This is a genomic window from Limnobacter sp. SAORIC-580, assembly GCF_013004065.1.
GTDB lineage: Bacteria > Pseudomonadota > Gammaproteobacteria > Burkholderiales > Burkholderiaceae_B > Limnobacter > Limnobacter profundi.
Map to the genome: position 1 here is coordinate 2717729 of NZ_CP053084.1, position 18199 is coordinate 2735927.

Here is an 18199-nt window from a genome sequence, read left to right on the forward strand (position 1 = left end):
GTTGTTTGCCCTGCTCTACAGCGCCAGCCAACCGATTACACACGCGTCAAAGGACAACACAATGATCAATCTGAACCGTTCCATCTGGAATTTGATCGACGATATTCAAACCCAGTCTTCGCTCACTTTGGCGCATGTCGAAAAAACACTGGTTCAAACACTTGCCCACGATACTCGACATTCCAATGAGTATTTCAAGTTTTACAAGGGTCAAAGTATTCAATTCGCAGGTGAGGTCAAGGTGAGCACAATTGATCTTCGACTGCCTCAGCAAGGCGCGCAAAGCCCAGGTATGTTACTGATGTACTTGGAAGGCAAATGCATCACCATGCCTCAGCTAAAACAACAATACGAGAACCTGAAGATCACCGAAATTCCTCGTGGTAAATCTTTGGAGGAAGCAACCACCTACACAGCCAATAACTCCTGGGGAGAAATCGACTTCGGTTTTCAGATGAAGAAACCAGATTGCCTAGCCTATGTGATTCTAAAACCGGTGAAATAAGTGCACTTTGGCGGGCAAAAGCATAAAATACGGCCTTGATCCGAAAAACAGATCCACAAGGTACACCCGCCATGATCCGCCTGTCCGAGCTGAAGCTTCCACTCGACCATCCTGAAGACGCCCTGCCCGCATTAATTTGCAGCACCCTGAAAATTTCAGCCAACCAGCTCAAAAGCTTCAGCATTTACAAGCGCAGCTACGACGCGCGCAAACAAAAACTGCTGTTGGTGTACATCGTGGATGTGGAACTGGACAGCTCCCGGCTTGAAGCCCAGTTGTTGTCGAAATTCACCACCCACTCGCACATTCGGCCTGCGCCCGACATGGTTTACCAGTTGCCAGTGAAACTGAACGAAGCCCCAGCCATTCGCCCTGTGGTAATTGGCTTTGGCCCCTGCGGTATTTTCGCTGCGATGATGCTGGCGCAAATGGGCTTCAAACCCATTGTGATTGAACGTGGCAAACAGGTGCGCGAACGCACGAAAGACACCTGGGGCCTATGGCGCAAACGCGTATTGCACACCGAATCGAACGTGCAGTTTGGCGAGGGCGGCGCCGGTACATTTTCAGACGGCAAACTGTACAGCCAAATCAAAGACCCACGTTTTCTTGGCCGCAAGGTTATGACCGAGTTTGTGAAGGCCGGTGCACCCGAGGAAATTTTGCTGGTCAGTAAACCCCACATTGGCACCTTCCGCCTGGTGAAAGTGGTAGAAAACATGCGCGAGCAAATCATCGCCATGGGCGGTGAAATTCGCTTCCAACAACGCGTATGCGACTTTCACATTGAAGACGGCCACATTCGCGGCCTGACCATTGAGAACCTGAAAGACGGTAGCACTTACGAACTGCGCGCAGACCATGTGGTGCTGGCGCTGGGCCACAGTTCCCGCGACACCTTTGCCAAGCTACACGAGCGCGGCGTGTATATGGAAGCCAAGCCATTCTCCGTGGGCTTTCGGATAGAACACCCGCAAGGGCTGATCGACCGTGCCCGCCTGGGGCAACACGCCGGCCACCCCCTGCTGGGCGCAGCCGACTACAAGCTGGTGCACCATGCTGCCAATGGCCGATCGGTGTACAGCTTTTGCATGTGCCCCGGCGGCACCGTGGTGGCCGCCACGTCAGAAGAAAACCGGGTGGTGACCAACGGCATGAGCCAATATTCCCGCAACGAACGCAACGCCAACGCGGGTATTGTGGTGGGCATTAGCCCGGCCGACTATCCCGGTGGCCCACTGGCAGGCATCGCCTTTCAACGCAAGCTTGAATCCAATGCCTTTGTTATGGGCGGCAGCAACTACGAGGCACCCGGGCAATTGGTGGGCGATTTTATTGCGGGCAAAGCATCGACTGAACTGGGCAGCGTAGAACCATCGTATAAACCCGGCGTCAAAATGACTGACCTGGCCGACGCATTGCCCGAATATGCGATTACCGCCATGCGTGAAGCCTTGCCTGCATTCGGAAAAAAGATCAAAGGCTTCGACATGCACGACGCCGTGCTGACTGGTGTGGAAACCAGAACATCATCGCCGCTGCGAATTACGCGCGGCGACGACTTCCAAAGTTTGAATACAAAAGGCCTGTACCCTGCAGGTGAAGGCGCCAGCTACGCTGGTGGTATTTTGTCGGCGGGTGTCGATGGCATTGAAGTGGCCGAAGCAGTAGCTAGGAATTTGATTGGGGTTTAAGCAACAACTGTTTGTGGACAATCTTCAAAGGTAATGATCATTTTTTTTCCGATTGCTGCTGTCGATTTGACAAGTGTTGCCAAAGTAACCGAGGTGTTTTCGGGATCCAGCAATCGATCCAACTGACTTCGACTGGTTCCAATTTTGCGTGCCATTTCAGTTTTAGGTATTGATCTTGAAATCATCTCTTGCTCGATCATGCAGGCAATCACTTTTTTGATGGCCAAAGCTTCTGCCTCTTCTTGAATGCCCTCTTCTTTCAAGAAATCTTCAAAATTCGAACCCACGTGTTTATTCATTTAAAACCACCCATTTCAAGAACGTCGAGCCTCTTCTGTAACAATTACCGGCATTCAGTTCTATTGCTTTGTTTAACCTCCCCACCCATTTGTAGCCCCCAATTGCCCCACCTGAAATAGTTCATTCAACGAAGGTTTCCTGATACATTCAAAGCACAAGAACAAACCACACCCGCAATGATCGTTTACACCGCCTGCAAATCGAAGTTTCTCGACGATGTACTGGACGATCAAATTCATGAAGCCATTCACCGGGAATTTCAGCGCAAGCTATTCCGCAGAGCAGGCGACTCAGAAGTCAATTCTTGGCGCAACTCAATGAAAGAAATGCGCCAGGTGTTGAACGACCCCGACATTCCCAGCGACTCGCTGGTATCCATCGAGTACAACATTCCGTTAACCGGCAAGCGCATTGACTTTATTTTGACGGGGCGCAATGCACAGCTTGAGGAATGCGCCGTCATCATTGAATTGAAGCAATGGAGCGACGTACAAGCCACCCAACAAGATGCGGTGGTGAATACCTGGCTGGGCAAAGGCAACATCAACACACCCCACCCTTCTTACCAAGCGTGGACGTATGCTGCACTCATCGAAGATTATTCCGAGGTGGTGCAAAACGAACAGGTGCGCCTCAGTGCCTGCGCGTATTTACACAACTTGGACAGTGCCCAGGTTATCAACGACCCGTTTTACAAAGCCCACACCGACCGCGCACCCGTATTCATCTCAAAAGACGCGCGCAAGCTTTCCGAGTTTTTAAAAAAGCACGTGAAGTACGGCGATCAGAACGACTTGATGTACCGCATTGAGCACGGAAAAATTCGCCCATCCAAAAACCTTGCGGACAGCCTGAGCAATATGCTGCTGGGCAATCGCGAGTTTTTGATGATCGACGATCAAAAGCTGGTGTATGAAATGGCGCTTGACTTGGCCCATCACCGCAAGGATTCAGGCAAACGCGTGCTGATCGTGGAAGGAGGCCCGGGCACGGGCAAATCGGTGGTAGCCATCAACCTGCTCAGCGAATTCACACAGCGCGGCATGGTTTGCCAATACGTCTCGAAAAATGCAGCGCCCCGCGCGGTGTTTGAAGCCAAGCTGACAGGTACATTCAAAAAAACACGCATCGCAAATTTGTTCCGCGGGTCGGGCGGGTATGTAGACAACCAAGCCAACCAGTTTGATGTGTTGCTGGTGGACGAAGCCCACCGCTTGAATGAAAAAAGCGGTCTGTATGGCAACTTGGGCGAAAACCAAATTAAAGAATTGATCCACGCCAGCAAACTGTGCATTTTCTTCGTGGATGAAGACCAGCGCGTTACCTTCAAAGACATTGGCAGCAAAGCGGAGATTCGCAAATGGGCACTGGCCCTTGGCGCGAAAGTAGTTGAGCAAGAGCTGCGCTCCCAATTTCGCTGCAACGGCAGCGACGGCTACATTGCCTGGCTAAACCACCACCTACAAATTAAACCCACCGCCAATTTGAATATGGACGGGTTGGACTTCGATTTCAAGGTGTTCGATTCACCCACGGCGTTGCACAACGCAATTCGCCAGAAGAACGAAGTTAACAACAAAGCCCGTGTGGTGGCTGGCTACTGTTGGGACTGGAAAAGCAAAAAGAACCCGCAAGCTTTTGACATCGAGTTTCTTGAACACGACTACAAGGCCCAATGGAACCTGGACGACGATGGCAGCACATGGATTATCAAGCCCAATAGCGTGGAGCAGGTGGGTTGCATACACACCTGCCAAGGTTTGGAGCTGGACTACGTGGGCGTTATTGTTGGCCCAGACTTTGTGGTGCGCAATGGCGAAGTGCTTACTGACGCATTCAAGCGCAGCAATATGGACCAAAGCATTAAAGGGTTTAAGGGCGGACTGAAAACAGACCGAGCCAACAACCTGGCGATGGCCGATGCAGTGATCAAGAACACCTACAAAACCCTGATGACTCGGGGCATGAAAGGATGTTACGTTTACTTTACCGACGACGAAACACGCGCACACTTTCAAACACTGGTGAATGGTTTTGAACACGTGGAGGTGGCACCCATGTTGAACAAATACGAAGGGCTGGACCTACCGATAGTGCAAGCTGGCCAAGACGCCGCCAACAGCGTGCCCATTTTTGATTTGAAATTTGCCGCCGGGCAGTTTAGCGACTACCAACAAGCTGACACGTTTGACCATGTTGTTCTGCCCGCTCACCTGCGCGCCAGCGAAGGCTACTTTGTAGCGCGTGTTGAGGGCGATTCAATGAACAAGCGCATACCCCCCGGCGCTTGGTGCCTGTTTCACTTCAACCCGCAAGGCACCCGAAACGGAAAAATTGTGGTGGTACAACACCGCCGAATTTCAGACCCTGAACTGGGTGGGCAATACACCATAAAACGCTATAAAAGCGAAAAGCATTTTGGTGAAGATGGCGTGGTGAACAGCGTGATTGTGCTGAAATCAGAATCAACGAATGACAAGCATGAAGCGATTGTGCTGAGTGCCGAGGATGCGAAAGAAATGGTGGTAGTGGCGGAGTTTTTGACGGTGGTTTGAGGGTGAAATGAGTGGCTGGTTTTCGGCCTGAGCGGACTTCATCAGTGTCTTGAAGAATGGACTGCATTCGAACCGTTGCGGTCCTTCGAGAGGTACCATTGGACTCTCCAGCAGCGGATACTCAACGGTTGAGGTCAGCCGCAGCCCGAGCAGGTGCTTCGAAACAGCAATAATGTTAGTAAATAAAATTAAGCACGAGAGGGGAAAATGCGAATTAGTCGAATCGCGGTCGAGAACTACGCCAACTTCGAGAACGTCGACTTCGCGACGGCCGACAGCTTGGTGATTGTCGGCGAGAACAAGGCAGGCAAGAGCAACCTGCTCAGGGCTTTGCGCCTAGTGCTCGACCCTATGCTCCCTGACCGTGACCGGCAGCTGGGTCTTGAGCACTTTTGGGACGGATTAGGCGCTGCGAAGCTAGGTGCTACCGTCAAAGTGGTCGTTGAGTTCACAGACTTCGAGGACAACGACAACCTGCTCACCGTGTTGGGTGGCAGCTTGGTGGACACCGAGACGCCAGTCGACGCGCGGCTGACCTACCTGTATCGCCCCAAGGCCGCGCTTAAAGGCGCTGCGCCGCAGACCTTGGCGGACTACGAATTTCTCATATTCGGCGGCACCAACGAGGACAACGTCTTTACGGCTGCTCGCAGGCGCGAGTTGCCGATGGATTACCTGTTTGCCCTGCGTGACGCCGAAGGCGACCTGCTGAACTGGAGGCGTTCGCCTCTGCGGCCCATTATCGAGGAGCTGACGGCCAGTTTGAATGACGAGACTCGCGAGGAAATCCAGCAGCTTGTCAGCAATGCCCAGAACAGCCTCGCGCAGCGCCCTGAGGTCTCTGCTGCCGCAGCAAAGGTTTACGACCGGCTTGTGGAGATGGTCGGCGACGAACACGCCGTCTCCTTGACGCTGGGCGCGACCCCGACCAATGTGGACGTACTGCTGCGGGGCTTGCGGCTTCTAATCGACGGGGGCGCCCGCGGCATTGGCGACGCAAGCTTGGGAACGGCGAACCTGCTCTTCTTGACCCTTAAGGGGCTGGAGCTCGAGCGAGCGGTCGAAGCAGGCGAGCGCAGTCACACGTTCCTAGCTATCGAGGAGCCGGAGGCCCATCTCCATCCGCACGTTCAGCGGCTGGTGTACAGGCACTACCTCGGCGAGGAGAACGACGCGCCGGAGAACGTTACCACCATCTTAACGACCCATTCGCCGCACATCGCGAGCGTCGCGCCCCTGCGCTCTATCATCCTGCTGAGTGAGGACGCGGAAGGTGGGTCGACCTCCATTACGTCCGCGGCCGAGGTGGAGTTGCTGCCTGACGAGGAGGCCGACCTGCAGCGCTACATCGACGTCACCCGGGGCGAGCTTTTCTTCGCGCGCGGCATCATCTTCGTGGAAGGCGACGCTGAGCGATTCCTAATCCCCGCCTTTGCAGCGGCGCTCGACATCGACCTTGACGCACTTGGGGTCACGGTGTGCTCCGTGGCCAGCGCCAACTTCCTGCCGTACGTGAAGCTGGTATGCCCTGATGCTTTGGGCATCCCCTTTGTCATCTTGACGGACCTCGATCCCCAGGACGCGGGCGCGCCGCTTGCCTTTGACAGAGTTCGGGATATCTTGGCCCTGTCGATGGAGCAGGAGGACATCGACCAATACGAGGAGTTCGACGACATCTGGGAAGACGGCGAGTTGAATGGCATCTTCGTCAACGACAAAACGCTGGAGGTCGAGCTGTTTCAGGCTGGAATGGGCCCTGCGATGGTGCCCATCCTGGAGAAGCACGCGAAAACCTGGGGTGCCCAGCGCAAAGCCATGATGAAGGGCTGGATTGACGACCCGACGACGCTAGATGAGGAAAAACTCCTGGGCTGGGTCGGCGAGGTCAGTAAAGGCCGCTTTGCGCAGGCGCTGGCCGGCTCCGCCACTGATGCGGTCTGCCCCGAGTACATCAAGAAGGCACTGACCTTCGTGACGAATGGCTTCTCCCCAGTCGAGTCCTGAGTACCTGCAAGCTGCGCTGCAGCTGCGGGACAACTCCGGTCAGTGGGCGGCTTACGAGTCCACTGGGAATTGCTGCGTGCTGGCCGGTCCGGGCAGCGGAAAGACCAAGACTCTCGTCACGAAGCTGGCGCGTGTCATGGCAGAGGACGTCCGGTCGCCTCGAGGCGTAGCCTGCATCACCTTCAGCAATGAGTCGGCGCGTGAGCTCATTCGGCGCCTTCGGCAACTCGGTCTAGAGCAGTCCCCGCGGCTATTCGTTGGAACCGTTCACTCGTTCTGCCTTCTGCATCTGCTGCTGCCGTTTGCTCAGATCGCCGGGCTGAAGCTCCCTTACCCGCTAAAGGTCGCCACGGAGTCAGAAGCCGCGGGAATCTACCGGGCAGTGGCGGACAAGCTCCGCGGCATTGGCCAGCCAGTGCGCAGAGAGGAGGTGGACCGGCACCGCCGAGTGAACCTGGACCGCGACAGCAAGGCATGGACACAGAACGAGGAGCTGACCGGCCTGGCTGAGGCTTACGAGCAGGAGCTGCGCAAGCTGGGGCTCATCGACTTTGAGGACATCGTGCACTACGGTCAGCGCCTCGTGAACGAGCATGACTGGGTCCTGAAGGTCATCCGAGCCAAGTTCCCGGTCTTGGCCGTCGATGAATATCAGGACTTAGGCGCTGCGCTCGACCGCATCGTGCGCCGGCTCACCTTCGACGCGGGCGTGCGTCTTATCGCGGTAGGGGATGTTGACCAGTCGGTCTATGGCTTCACGGGAGCAAACAGCGAGCTGCTGGAAGAGCTGTCAAAGGCGAACGGTGTCGAGACCATCCGGCTGAAAATCAATTACAGAAGCGGCACCGGCATTATCGAGGTCGCGCAGCGGGCCTTGGGAAAAGATAGGGGCTACGACTCTTCGGAGCCTGGGCGGCAAGCCTCCGTCCAGGCGCACAAGTGCGACAAGGGCCTGCAGCACCAGGCCGAGTACGCCATGCAGACGCTGGTGCCCGCGGCACTGGCCGCCAAGAAAGGACGGCAGCTCGGTGACATTGCAGTGCTGTACCGGAACCGGAATGTTGGCGACGCGGCGGCAATCGAAGCCGTCAAGGCCAAGTACCCGTTCGTGCGCATCGACAATGCCGCGCCGTATCGCAAGGTGCCTCTAACAAGCTGGGTGGAGGATTGCGCCATCTGGTGCGCAGGAGGCTGGAAGGTCTCGTCACCACCGCTGCGCGACTTGCAAGGCAGGTGGATTTCGTTCCATGGCGGGCTATCAGACAAGCTGGCGCGGGACGTTGAGGCGCGGCTCACTCGTTTTTTGTGGGGCCACCGAGGTGATGGCGCTGCGCTGGACTTTGTCGCGGCTTTGCGCGCCGAACTGCTTGACGACTTGATAGCCGCCAGAACGGAGCTTGCCGACCAGAGCGCGCACGTGGAAGGCATGCACAAGGCACTCGAGAAGGGAGGTGTCCTTGTCGGCGCGACGAAGGCGCAGCTCGGTCGCCTTGATGGCGCACCCAAGCAGCTCAATCTGCTGACGCTTCACTCTGCCAAAGGCACCGAGTACGACGTCGTCATCATTCTGGGTCTGGACCAAGGCGAGTTCCCCTCTCCGAATTGGGCAGACAACACGCCCGAGAGGATGGAGGAAGCGCGTCGACTGTTCTATGTCGGCATCACAAGAGCGCGCGACGAGGTTCACCTGATGTACAGCGGTTTCAGGCAGAACCGATTCGGCAGGACGTGGCACGAGGGGCAATCGCAGTTCTTGGATGGCCTGCTGCCATAGCTTTATCGCAAAGCGATGCTGGTGCATCGAATGGGCCTATCGAAAGCGGCCCTTCACTGAGGTCCAATCCTGCCCGATAGCTGACTCCCAGAAATAAACCTTGAAGGTCCGCTCTGGCCGAAAATAAGTCCCTCATTTCACCGCAACAGAACACATAAATCATTTAGGATTAGCGGTCCATTTATAGCCCGCTTTTTCACGCACCAGCTTTTTCACCGCACACAGTTTCAACGTTTCACATCCCGATCTAATTCGAGCAAGTCTGCCTAGTGCCTCCGCTTCAAATTCAGCTGCTTTTGAATTCGCTTTCATCGTCTCCACACACCCTATTTAACATCACCTCCCCAGTACATTAATCACCAGCAATAAGCGAAACAAAAAGCCTTCTTGACAAAATTACGCCATGTGTTTAACATCCGTCCTAAGGACGGATGTTAAACACATGGCAAAAAACACTAAAGTAATTCAACCCGAAAATATAGCCACAACCATTGCTGCGCAGCTGGCCAAACAAACTGGCCCAGCTGTTACGCAGTATGAATTGGCTTGCCTGGTATATCAATGCCTCCAGAATAAAAAATCAACAACCGCAGCTACAAAAAAACAACTCGAAGAAGTTTTAAAACTACTTCAACAATTCCACTTAATACGTCCCATTGAACCCTTTGCAGAAACACGCGGGTTCCAGCTGTTTGGGTATGAACGCAGCACGGCAATTGAACTTGCATGCTGCCTGGATCCTTTCGCTTACGTATCTCACCTTAGTGCAATGGAACACTACGGCTTAACCGACCGCTTCTCGCAGTTGGTTTATTTAACGCGGCCAAAAGCTTCTGAATGGGCAGCATTGGCCAAGGCAAAAATGAACCGCGACCTTGGGCAGCAAACTGAAAATTTTTTGAAACTGGGTTATCCAAAACTAATTCGCCCTACTTTCAAAAAACTGTCTGGAATTACTGTGCACCTGCTTGAACGTTCAAACCAGGGCGCCTTTCGCACCACAGCACACAGCAGCCTGCGCGTTGCAACAATTGGTCGGGTTTTTCTGGACATGCTTCGAGAACCCGCTTTGTGCGGTGGCCTGCAACATGTTGTAGACATGTACACCAACCATGCCAAAAAGTACTTGCCATTTGTTGTAGATGAACTGAACACCCACGGTGCACCAATTGATAAGGTTCGGGCTGGCTACCTGCTTTCCGAGGTTTGCAAGCTTGACCACCCAGCTTTTGCCGACTGGGAAAAGTTTGCACAACGGGGCGGATCCAGAAAACTTGATCCCGAGGCAGAATTTGAGCCATTTTATTCTGAGCGTTGGAAGCTATCGATCAACCTGCCCTCTTTATTGAACAACGAGAACACTTTTGAATAAGCAGATTGAAACCCTGAATGTGGCCGAATGGGTTGCCAGCGCACCCTTACAGCAACAAGCTTTTCGGGAGGCTGTTCATATTGTGTTGTCTGCAATCGGTAGCAGCGCGCCCCTTCGAACGCAAATGGTGATGAAAGGTGGCATGTTAATGGCCATTCGCTACAACAGCACCCGCTTCACCCGCGACGCCGATTTTTCTACCACGGCACTTTACCAACAAGGTAACGAGAAAGAATTGACTGAAGAACTTGAAGCCCAAATTCAATACTTCAACCAACTACTTTCTTACAACACCCACTGCACCATTCAATCTTCGAAAATAAACCCACCTGGCAACAACCGCACTCACCCTACCCTTAACCTGCGAATTGGATATGCAGCACCAAGCAACCCATCTGCCATGCGCCGCCTAATTGCAAAGCAGTCCCCACAAATTGTCGAAATTGATTTCAGCTACAACGAGGCAGTACTGGATATTGAAATGCTTCGGCTTAGCGACCTTGACGAGCTGCATGTGTATAGCTTGATCAATTTGATGGCGGAGAAATATCGATCGCTGCTGCAGCAACCCATCCGGAAAAGAAACCGGTATCAAGATGTTTACGATCTTTTCTTTCTTATCGAGAAAACACTGCTCGCCGGCCATAGGGAACACATCGATTTACTGGAATGCATACAAACAACTTGTACCACCAAAGGAATTGAAGCCACACCAAACAGCCTGAGAGACCCAGCCGTGCAAAACATGGCGGCGGATGGCTACCGCACTCTTGCAAACGACATTCAAGATAACCTGCCCGAATTTGATTTAGCGTACTCCAAGGTATGCGAGTTTTACGAAAAGCTACCATGGCAAAAATCTGAAAACTAAATATAAGGGGAGGCTCCATCCCCCTTGCCTTTTCGAAAAACCGCTTCATTTCTACCCCTTAAAACCTTTCACGCATACTGCGGCTTGCCTCGTTTTTATTTTGCTGCCGCATGAACACCCAAGCCCGCACATTTCACGAAGACCACCTGACGCGCAAAGCGCAATCGCTACAACTCGCCTACACCCGTGCGCTGAATAGCCACGATGGTTCAGCGCCGCTATACCTGCATCAGGAAATGGATTTTCTCGGCCACTTCGAGCCCGATGCCCAAGTTAGCCTGGCGATGGTGCCCGAGGTAATGCAGCAAGACCCTGTGGCTGGGGTCATGCTGATGACCTCGCAATTGAACACACAGCAAACCAGTACGCTGGTAAGTGCATTTGAAAAGGGCACAGTGAGCGCTGCCTTGCTTGCTCAGTTATTTGGTGTAACCAACTTGCCCGGCAACTTGGCCAATTTAATTGAAGCTGCAGCCAAAGCGCGCTTTACTTCAAAAATGAAAACCGAATTGCGAGCCACACTGGCCAGCGGTAAACCGCGCACGGTGAAACTTGGCAACGGTGTGGAACTGAAAGCCGTGGGCCTTAAAGGCTCCAACCAGTTTGGCAAACACGCCGACGTGCTTATCCGGGTTCGCCAAACCAACGCCAAACAAATTACCTTGCTGGAGAAAAACCAGTTCGAAAAAATCAGTAAGAACATGAGCACTAAATCAATGGGGCCCAATGCATTCAAATATGACAAGGTACTCAGCTTGAGCAAGCAAGCCTCAGATGAAATGTGGGAGTTGCGCAGGCTTACAGGATCATCTTTTCTGGGCTCCGCGAGAGTGGGTGGTGTTCTAACGTTCGGCCCCACATTGATCAACGACGTGATGACCAACTACAACCACAACGCAAAGCTGGATCAAAAATTCAACTACATGCAATTCGCAGTGGATAGCGCCAAGAATCAAACTGGAAATGTTGCGGCTTTGGTAGGTGGGCTCGCATTTGCAAAAGTCGCGGTAGTGGCTTTAGGTATGGCTGGCTTTACTGTCGCAGGTGCACCTCTCGTACTTATCGGGCTAGGTGCTGGCGTTTTGATCGGAGTTGCTTATAACCTGTCTAGTGCGCCGAATCATATTGAGCAGAAAGCGAAAGCTTTTTTCGGGGCAAATTAAGCATGATTAAATCCTACCTCCCCTTCAATGATTTTTTTACCTCTTCCTTTTGCCTCGCGTTCTTCTATGCCTATGGGGTTGTAGTTCCGTTAGCCTACTTATTTGACCTTTCCGAACAGGCTATCACCGCATTATTCGCAACCGTTAGCTTGCTCGTGATTTCAGTTTTGTATTACGTCGTGTTTGTTGCACAGGTCAACATTGCAAATGCTCTCAAGCTTTCAATCTTTATTCTCCCAATCACATGCCTGACAACTTTTCCTGAAGTCTTGGGCATGGTACTAGACGCTCCAATTTTTCTGAGCAACGAATCCCGTTACTTCAACTCTTGGTACGCACTTGCTGTCGCAACAATCAGTTACATCTGGGCCTTAATTGATACAAACGTACAGATCAACAAAGGCAAAGTTGACATTCGGAAGCCCATCGAACTATGGACTATTAACGTCTATCTTGCAGATCATTCTTTTGAGGACAGAGACAAACAAAAGAGCCTAACTGCATTGGTCATAACCTGGGTTTTGATTGGGGTCATGATGATCTACGTTTTTGTTCTGCCAACAATCACTACGGAACCAGATGATCTAAAACTATTACTCGCCAAGGTTGGGGCGATGATACCCACAGCTGCGTTGGTTGGCATCCTCTTCATGTTTATGGGACAAACAACCAGTGTGATGAGACTAGAACGCGAATTGGGCAATCCACTTACTTTTCGAAATCATCATTTGCGTATGAAATGGCGCCACGACTACGTGAAGTACCACCTGCCCGCCCCAATCCGCAAACTTAACCTGCGCTTGTTCAACCAGCATGTGGAGGCGTATGAACGCCTCCAGAACAAAGTTAAATCTTCACGCACTTAATACAATTAAAACCGGCGGTGACAGCAGCACCGCCCGTGCCATCACCATTCTGCGGTTTGTATTCCTCCTGATACTCAGTGAATGCGAAGGTAACTACTTCAAGGTCGCCATCGTCACCTGCGCCCAGTGAAATATCAATGTCACTCACAATCACGTCTTTGAAAGTAATGCGCAAATATTCAAGCGGCACCAGACCTGACTTTCTCTTGGTCAACACCATGGTGTCGTAAAGCTGACCAATACAGGTTTGTGCATGCAGCGTGGGGGAAGCACGGTCTACGCGCTTTTCAACACGTAAAGATTTCACTTCCGCGCGCCCTGCTGGGGCCAACACGCCACCATTGGCACCCACCGCCACTTGCATGCCCCAACGTGCACTTAGCAGCTCCATTTCGCCCGCATGCTTCAAGTCAACCGACTCGCCTTTCACATTGCCCAATTTCAAAAACAGATCTGCTGGCATGGTGCCCCAACTCCAAGAATTTAAAGAATCAGGAAGTGTAGTCAGCCTGCGATAGAGGGTAGAAATTTAGGTTGCTGTCACCCACTCAGGGTGATACTTGAAAAGCCCAAATAAAAAAGCAGCCCGAAGGCTGCTTTCTTTTACATCATGGCTTGCAACTGGAAAATTAATCCCAGCTCAACGCACCACCAGTTTGGTACTCAGTCACACGGCGCTCAAAGAAGTTGGTTTCTTTCTTCAAGTCCATCATTTCGCTCATCCATGGGAATGGGTTGCTTGCGCCTTCGTACAAGGTGCCCAAGCCAATCTGGTTGGAACGGCGGTTGCAAATAAACTTCATGTATTCCATAAACTGGGCAGAATTCAAGCCCAACACGCCGCGTGGCATGGTGTCTACGGCATACGCGTGTTCAAGTTCAACAGCCTTGCGGAACATGGCCTTGATCTCTTCCTTGAATTCCGGGGTCCAAAGGTGTGGGTTTTCCAGTTTCACGGTGTTGATCAGGTCGATACCGAATGTGCAGTGTGCAGACTCGTCGCGCAAAATGTACTGGAACTGCTCGGCAGCACCAATCATTTTGTTCTGGCGGCCCAGCGCCAGAATTTGTACAAAGCCCACGTAGAAGAACATGCCTTCCATGATGCAGGCAAAAGCGATCAGGCTCTTCAGCAATGTTTGGTCTGCTTCAAGCGTGCCGGTTTTGAATGACGGGTCAGTCAACACATCAATGAACGGCAGCAAGAAATCGTCTTTGGCCTTGATGCAGGAAATTTCGTTGTACGCGTTGAATGTTTCCGCTTCAGGAATACCCAGGCTTTCTACAATGTATTGGTAAGCATGGGTGTGAATGGCTTCATCAAACGCTTGGCGCAGCAAAAATTGGCGGCACTCGGGCGCTGTAATGTGGCGGTAGGTACCCAGCACAATGTTGTTGGCAGCCAGTGAATCGGCTGTTACAAAAAAGCCCAGGTTACGCTTCACGATCAGGCGTTCGTCTTCGGTCAAACCGTTGGGATCTTTCCAAAGCGCAATGTCGCGGTCCATGTTGATTTCTTGCGGCATCCAGTGGTTGGCGCACTGGCTCAGGTACTTTTCCCAAGCCCACTTGTACTTGAAGGGCACAAGCTGGTTCACATCGGTGGTGCCGTTAATTACGCGCTTGTCGGCGGCGTTTACACGGCCAGCCTTTGCACCTTCAGCGGCAGGCTGCTGCACCACAGGGCGCGCAGCTTGTTGATACAAGCCCTGGCTGGCTGCAGGCGCAGCAAAACCCGAAGCCACAGAACCCATGGCAGGCATGGCAGGCTTGGCTGCTGCTGTTTTGCCCATGGTTGCATCAAATTCATCGTCCCAAGACAGCATATTTTCTAACTCCTTAACTAATACACTGTATAAAGTCACAGTGTCATTATGTTCATTTTTATTCACTTGGGCAAGTCTTGGTAACTTGCCCAAATCGCTGGTCTTTTATTCAAAAAACTTACTGGCAAGCCTCGCACTCGTCGAAGCCCGCATCGCCTGGGCGCATGGTGCACACCTTGCCTTCAATTTCTTGCTCAGGCAGGTTGGGCACCAGGCCAGTGGCCGGGGCCGATGTAAACGCGGCAGATGCACCACCTTCCGCATTCACCGAGTTCAACTCACCACCGGCCAAAGTTGATTTCTCGGCGTGTGTGGCACCAATGGTGCGCAGGTAGTAGGTTGTTTTCAAACCGCGAATCCAGGCCAGTTTGTACGTGTCATCCAAACGCTTGCCGCTGACGCCAGCCATATAAATGTTCAAGCTTTGACCTTGGTCAATCCATTTCTGGCGACGGGCTGCAGCTTCAACCAGCCAGCGTGGGTCCATTTCAAACGCGGTGGCGTACAGGCGCTTCAGGTCTTCCGGAATACGGTCAATCTTCATCACTGAACCATCAAAATACTTCAGGTCAGAAATCATCACTTCGTCCCAAATGCCCAGGCGCTTCAAGTCGCGCACCAAGTGTTCATTCACGATGGTGAATTCACCTGAAAGGTTCGACTTCACATACAAGTTCTGGAATGTCGGTTCAATGGAAGCGGCCACACCAATGATGTTGGAAATGGTTGCTGTGGGTGCAATGGCCACGCAGTTGGAGTTGCGCATGCCGTGCTTCTTGATGCGAGCGCGCAGTGCGTCCCAATCCATACGGCTGCTTGTATCCACTTCCACGTAACCGCCACGCTCTTCTTCCAGCAGCTTGAGCGAATCCAAAGGCATGATGCCCTTGTCCCACAGCGAACCCTTGAAGGTGCTATACGCACCGCGCTCGGCAGCCAACTCGGTTGAAGCTTCGTAAGCGTAGTAGCAAATGGCTTCCATGCTTTCGTCGGCAAATTCAACTGCATCGCGTGAAGCATAGGGCTTGCGCATCATGTGGAGCGCATCTTGAAAGCCCATCATGCCCATGCCCACAGGGCGGTGGCGCAGGTTTGAATTGCGTGCCTTGGCCACTGCGTAGTAGTTGATGTCGATCACGTTGTCCAGCATGCGCATGGCCACGCCCACAGTTTTCTGCAGCTTCTCGTGGTCCAGTACCAGCTCGCCGTTGTCGGCGGGCTTCAGGTGACGCGTCAGGTTCACGGAGCCCAGATTACACACCGCAATTTCATTCTCGTTCGTGTTCAGGGTAATTTCTGTACACAGGTTGGACGAGTGCACCACACCCACGTGTTGCTGGGGGCTGCGAATGTTGCAAGGGTCTTTGAACGTAATCCAGGGGTGACCGGTTTCAAACAGCATGGAGAGAATCTTTCTCCACAGCTTGGCTGCTTCCACGGTTTTGAACAATTTCAAATCGCCACGGGCAGCCTTCTCTTCGTAACCCACGTAGGCTTTTTCGAAGGCTTTGCCGTACAGGTCGTGCAAATCGGGGCAATCGGATGGGCTGAACAGGGTCCAGTTACCACCTTCCATCACACGCTTCATGAACAGGTCGGGGATCCAGTTCGCGGTGTTCATGTCATGCGTGCGGCGGCGGTCGTCGCCAGTGTTCTTGCGCAATTCCAGAAACTCTTCAATATCCATGTGCCAGGTTTCAAGGTAGGCACACACCGCGCCTTTGCGCTTGCCACCTTGGTTCACGGCAACAGCCGTGTCATTCACCACTTTCAGGAATGGCACAACACCTTGTGACTTGCCGTTGGTGCCCTTAATGTGGCTGCCCAAGGCACGCACGGGGGTCCAGTCGTTGCCCAGGCCACCAGCAAACTTGGAAAGCAATGCGTTTTCCTTGATGCCTTCGTAAATGTCGTCCAGGTCGTCGCCAATGGTGGTGAGGTAGCAAGAAGACAGCTGTGAACGAATGGTGCCGCTGTTGAACAATGTGGGCGTAGAGCTCATGAAGTCGAATGTGGACAACACTTCATAGAACTCGATGGCGCGTGCTTCGCGGTCCACTTCATTTAAGGCCAGGCCCATGGCTACGCGCATGTAAAACGCCTGTGGCATTTCAATGCGGGTGCCTTCCACGTGCAGGAAGTAGCGGTCGTACAAAGTTTGCAGGCCGAGGTAATCGAACTGCAAATCGCGTTCGTACTTCAGGGCTGCGCCCAATTTCTTCATGTCAAACTGGGCCAGGCGATTATCGAGCAGGCCAGCGGCAATGCCTTTCTTGATGAACTGGGGGAAGTACTCAGGGTACACCTGCGCCATTTCATCTTGCGCAATTTCGCGGCCAATAATTTCACGGCGAATGGTGTGCAGCAACAGGCGGGAAGTAACCAGTGTGTAGCTGGGTTCATTCTCGATCATGGCGCGAGAGGCCAGGATTGCCGACTTGAACACCTCATCGATTTTCACGCCGTCATACAGGTTCTTCAGGGTTTCTTTCTGAAGGTGCGCAACATCAATTTCATTCAGGCCAACAGCAGCACTCTCAATCAACGCTTTCAGTGCTTCTACATCCAGTGGGCGCTTGATGTCGCCGTCGATCACATTCAGGGCATGCTGCTCAGCTTGTTCCACCTGCTTGGCAGCACGTTCTTGCGCGCGGCGTTCGCGATACAGCACATAGGCACGCGCCACTTCGGCTTCGCCGGAGCGCATCAGGGCCAGTTCAACCTGGTCTTGAATGTCTTCGATGTGGAAAATGCCGCCGGAAGGCTGGCGACGCACCAGTGCGTTCACCACGCTGCCAGTCATCTGCTCAACCAGTTCGCGAATGCGCGCGGAGGCTGCACCCTGACCGCCATTCACTGCCAAAAATGCTTTGGTCATGGCCACGGCAATTTTGCTGGGCTCAAAACCAACCACGGCACCATTTCGGCGAATAATTTTGTAGTTTGAGTACGCGCTGTCAACCACGGGCGCTGCACCTGCAGGCTTAGAGGTGGACAAGGGCGCATCAGTTGCCAAATTGCTCGCCAAATCTGAGGGTCCATGGCTAGTTAGCATGCATCTTTCTCCTGGAATATACGTGTTCTTGAGGGTTTGTTTTTGTAGTGGGGCACAACCGGCAACCACTATATCTTGTGTTTTGTATGTGGCTTGGAACTAATTGTAGTGGTCGAAACACAATTTGGCAAACACTTTCTTATCCCCAACTTGTGCACACAGTTATCCCCTGTGAACAAGTTGTGGACAAGCTTGGGATAACCGCAGTGCAACA

The 18199-nt window shown here is 52.8% G+C and carries 14 protein-coding genes; 9 read left to right on the forward strand and 5 right to left on the reverse strand.

Going from position 1 to position 18199, the window contains the following annotated elements:
- Window positions 1-61 precede the first annotated feature (61 nt).
- Together HKT17_RS12715 and HKT17_RS12720 are read left to right on the forward strand one after the other, a co-directional pair.
- Entirely contained in the window at window positions 62-505 is a 444-nt protein-coding gene (locus tag HKT17_RS12715) for a hypothetical protein (RefSeq protein WP_171100536.1), read from the forward strand.
- 71 nt (window positions 506-576) lie between these two features.
- Entirely contained in the window at window positions 577-2199 is a 1623-nt protein-coding gene (locus HKT17_RS12720) for an NAD(P)/FAD-dependent oxidoreductase (RefSeq protein WP_171101537.1), read from the forward strand.
- Here HKT17_RS12720 and HKT17_RS12725 read toward each other — a convergent pair.
- Complete coding sequence (locus HKT17_RS12725) at window positions 2196-2498, reverse strand: helix-turn-helix domain-containing protein (protein WP_105027244.1); 303 nt, start codon at window positions 2496-2498, stop codon at window positions 2196-2198. The genes HKT17_RS12720 and HKT17_RS12725 overlap by 4 nt on opposite strands.
- Before the next feature lie 177 nt (window positions 2499-2675).
- Between HKT17_RS12725 and HKT17_RS12730 the strand changes: the two genes are divergently transcribed.
- The 3 genes from HKT17_RS12730 to HKT17_RS12740 all read left to right on the forward strand — a co-directional run bounded on the left by HKT17_RS12730 (window position 2676) and on the right by HKT17_RS12740 (window position 8832).
- Window positions 2676-5054 carry a DNA/RNA helicase domain-containing protein gene (locus HKT17_RS12730; protein ID WP_171100538.1) on the forward strand — a complete coding sequence of 793 codons (2379 nt, stop codon included), beginning with the start codon at window positions 2676-2678 and terminating at the stop codon, window positions 5052-5054.
- Between the two features lie 207 nt (window positions 5055-5261).
- Entirely contained in the window at window positions 5262-7058 is a 1797-nt protein-coding gene (locus tag HKT17_RS12735) for an ATP-dependent nuclease (protein ID WP_171100539.1), read from the forward strand.
- Window positions 7033-8832, forward strand: coding sequence for an ATP-dependent helicase (locus HKT17_RS12740; RefSeq protein WP_171100541.1), 1800 nt, complete (start codon window positions 7033-7035; stop codon window positions 8830-8832). Before HKT17_RS12735 ends, HKT17_RS12740 begins: the two co-directional genes overlap by 26 nt.
- Before the next feature lie 159 nt (window positions 8833-8991).
- Here HKT17_RS12740 and HKT17_RS15540 read toward each other — a convergent pair whose 3' ends face one another.
- Window positions 8992-9144 (reverse strand): hypothetical protein, encoded by a 153-nt coding sequence (locus tag HKT17_RS15540; protein WP_205882432.1) that lies wholly within the window; start codon window positions 9142-9144, stop codon window positions 8992-8994.
- 457 nt (window positions 9145-9601) lie between these two features.
- Here HKT17_RS15540 and HKT17_RS15640 point away from each other — a divergent pair, with 457 nt between their 5' ends.
- The 4 genes from HKT17_RS15640 to HKT17_RS12760 all read left to right on the forward strand — a co-directional run bounded on the left by HKT17_RS15640 (window position 9602) and on the right by HKT17_RS12760 (window position 13104).
- A complete protein-coding gene (locus tag HKT17_RS15640; protein ID WP_240965812.1) occupies window positions 9602-10204 on the forward strand; it encodes a hypothetical protein in 603 nt (200 codons plus the stop codon).
- Complete coding sequence (locus HKT17_RS12750; protein ID WP_171100545.1) at window positions 10197-11075, forward strand: nucleotidyl transferase AbiEii/AbiGii toxin family protein; 879 nt, start codon at window positions 10197-10199, stop codon at window positions 11073-11075. Before HKT17_RS15640 ends, HKT17_RS12750 begins: the two co-directional genes overlap by 8 nt.
- Window positions 11076-11185: 110 nt before the next feature.
- Window positions 11186-12238: a hypothetical protein gene (locus HKT17_RS12755; RefSeq protein ID WP_008250473.1), complete on the forward strand. Its 1053-nt coding sequence runs from the start codon at window positions 11186-11188 to the stop codon at window positions 12236-12238.
- A 2-nt stretch (window positions 12239-12240) separates the two neighbouring features.
- Window positions 12241-13104: a hypothetical protein gene (locus HKT17_RS12760; protein WP_171100547.1), complete on the forward strand. Its 864-nt coding sequence runs from the start codon at window positions 12241-12243 to the stop codon at window positions 13102-13104.
- Here the strand turns inward: HKT17_RS12760 and HKT17_RS12765 are convergent.
- From HKT17_RS12765 to HKT17_RS12775, 3 genes are all read right to left on the reverse strand, one after another.
- Window positions 13085-13567, reverse strand: coding sequence for an Hcp family type VI secretion system effector (locus HKT17_RS12765; RefSeq protein ID WP_171100549.1), 483 nt, complete (start codon window positions 13565-13567; stop codon window positions 13085-13087). The genes HKT17_RS12760 and HKT17_RS12765 overlap by 20 nt on opposite strands.
- A 166-nt stretch (window positions 13568-13733) precedes the next feature.
- Complete coding sequence (locus HKT17_RS12770) at window positions 13734-14930, reverse strand: ribonucleotide-diphosphate reductase subunit beta (RefSeq protein ID WP_171100551.1); 1197 nt, start codon at window positions 14928-14930, stop codon at window positions 13734-13736.
- Between the two features lie 118 nt (window positions 14931-15048).
- Complete coding sequence (locus tag HKT17_RS12775) at window positions 15049-17985, reverse strand: ribonucleoside-diphosphate reductase subunit alpha (protein ID WP_171100554.1); 2937 nt, start codon at window positions 17983-17985, stop codon at window positions 15049-15051.
- Window positions 17986-18199: the final 214 nt, after the last annotated feature.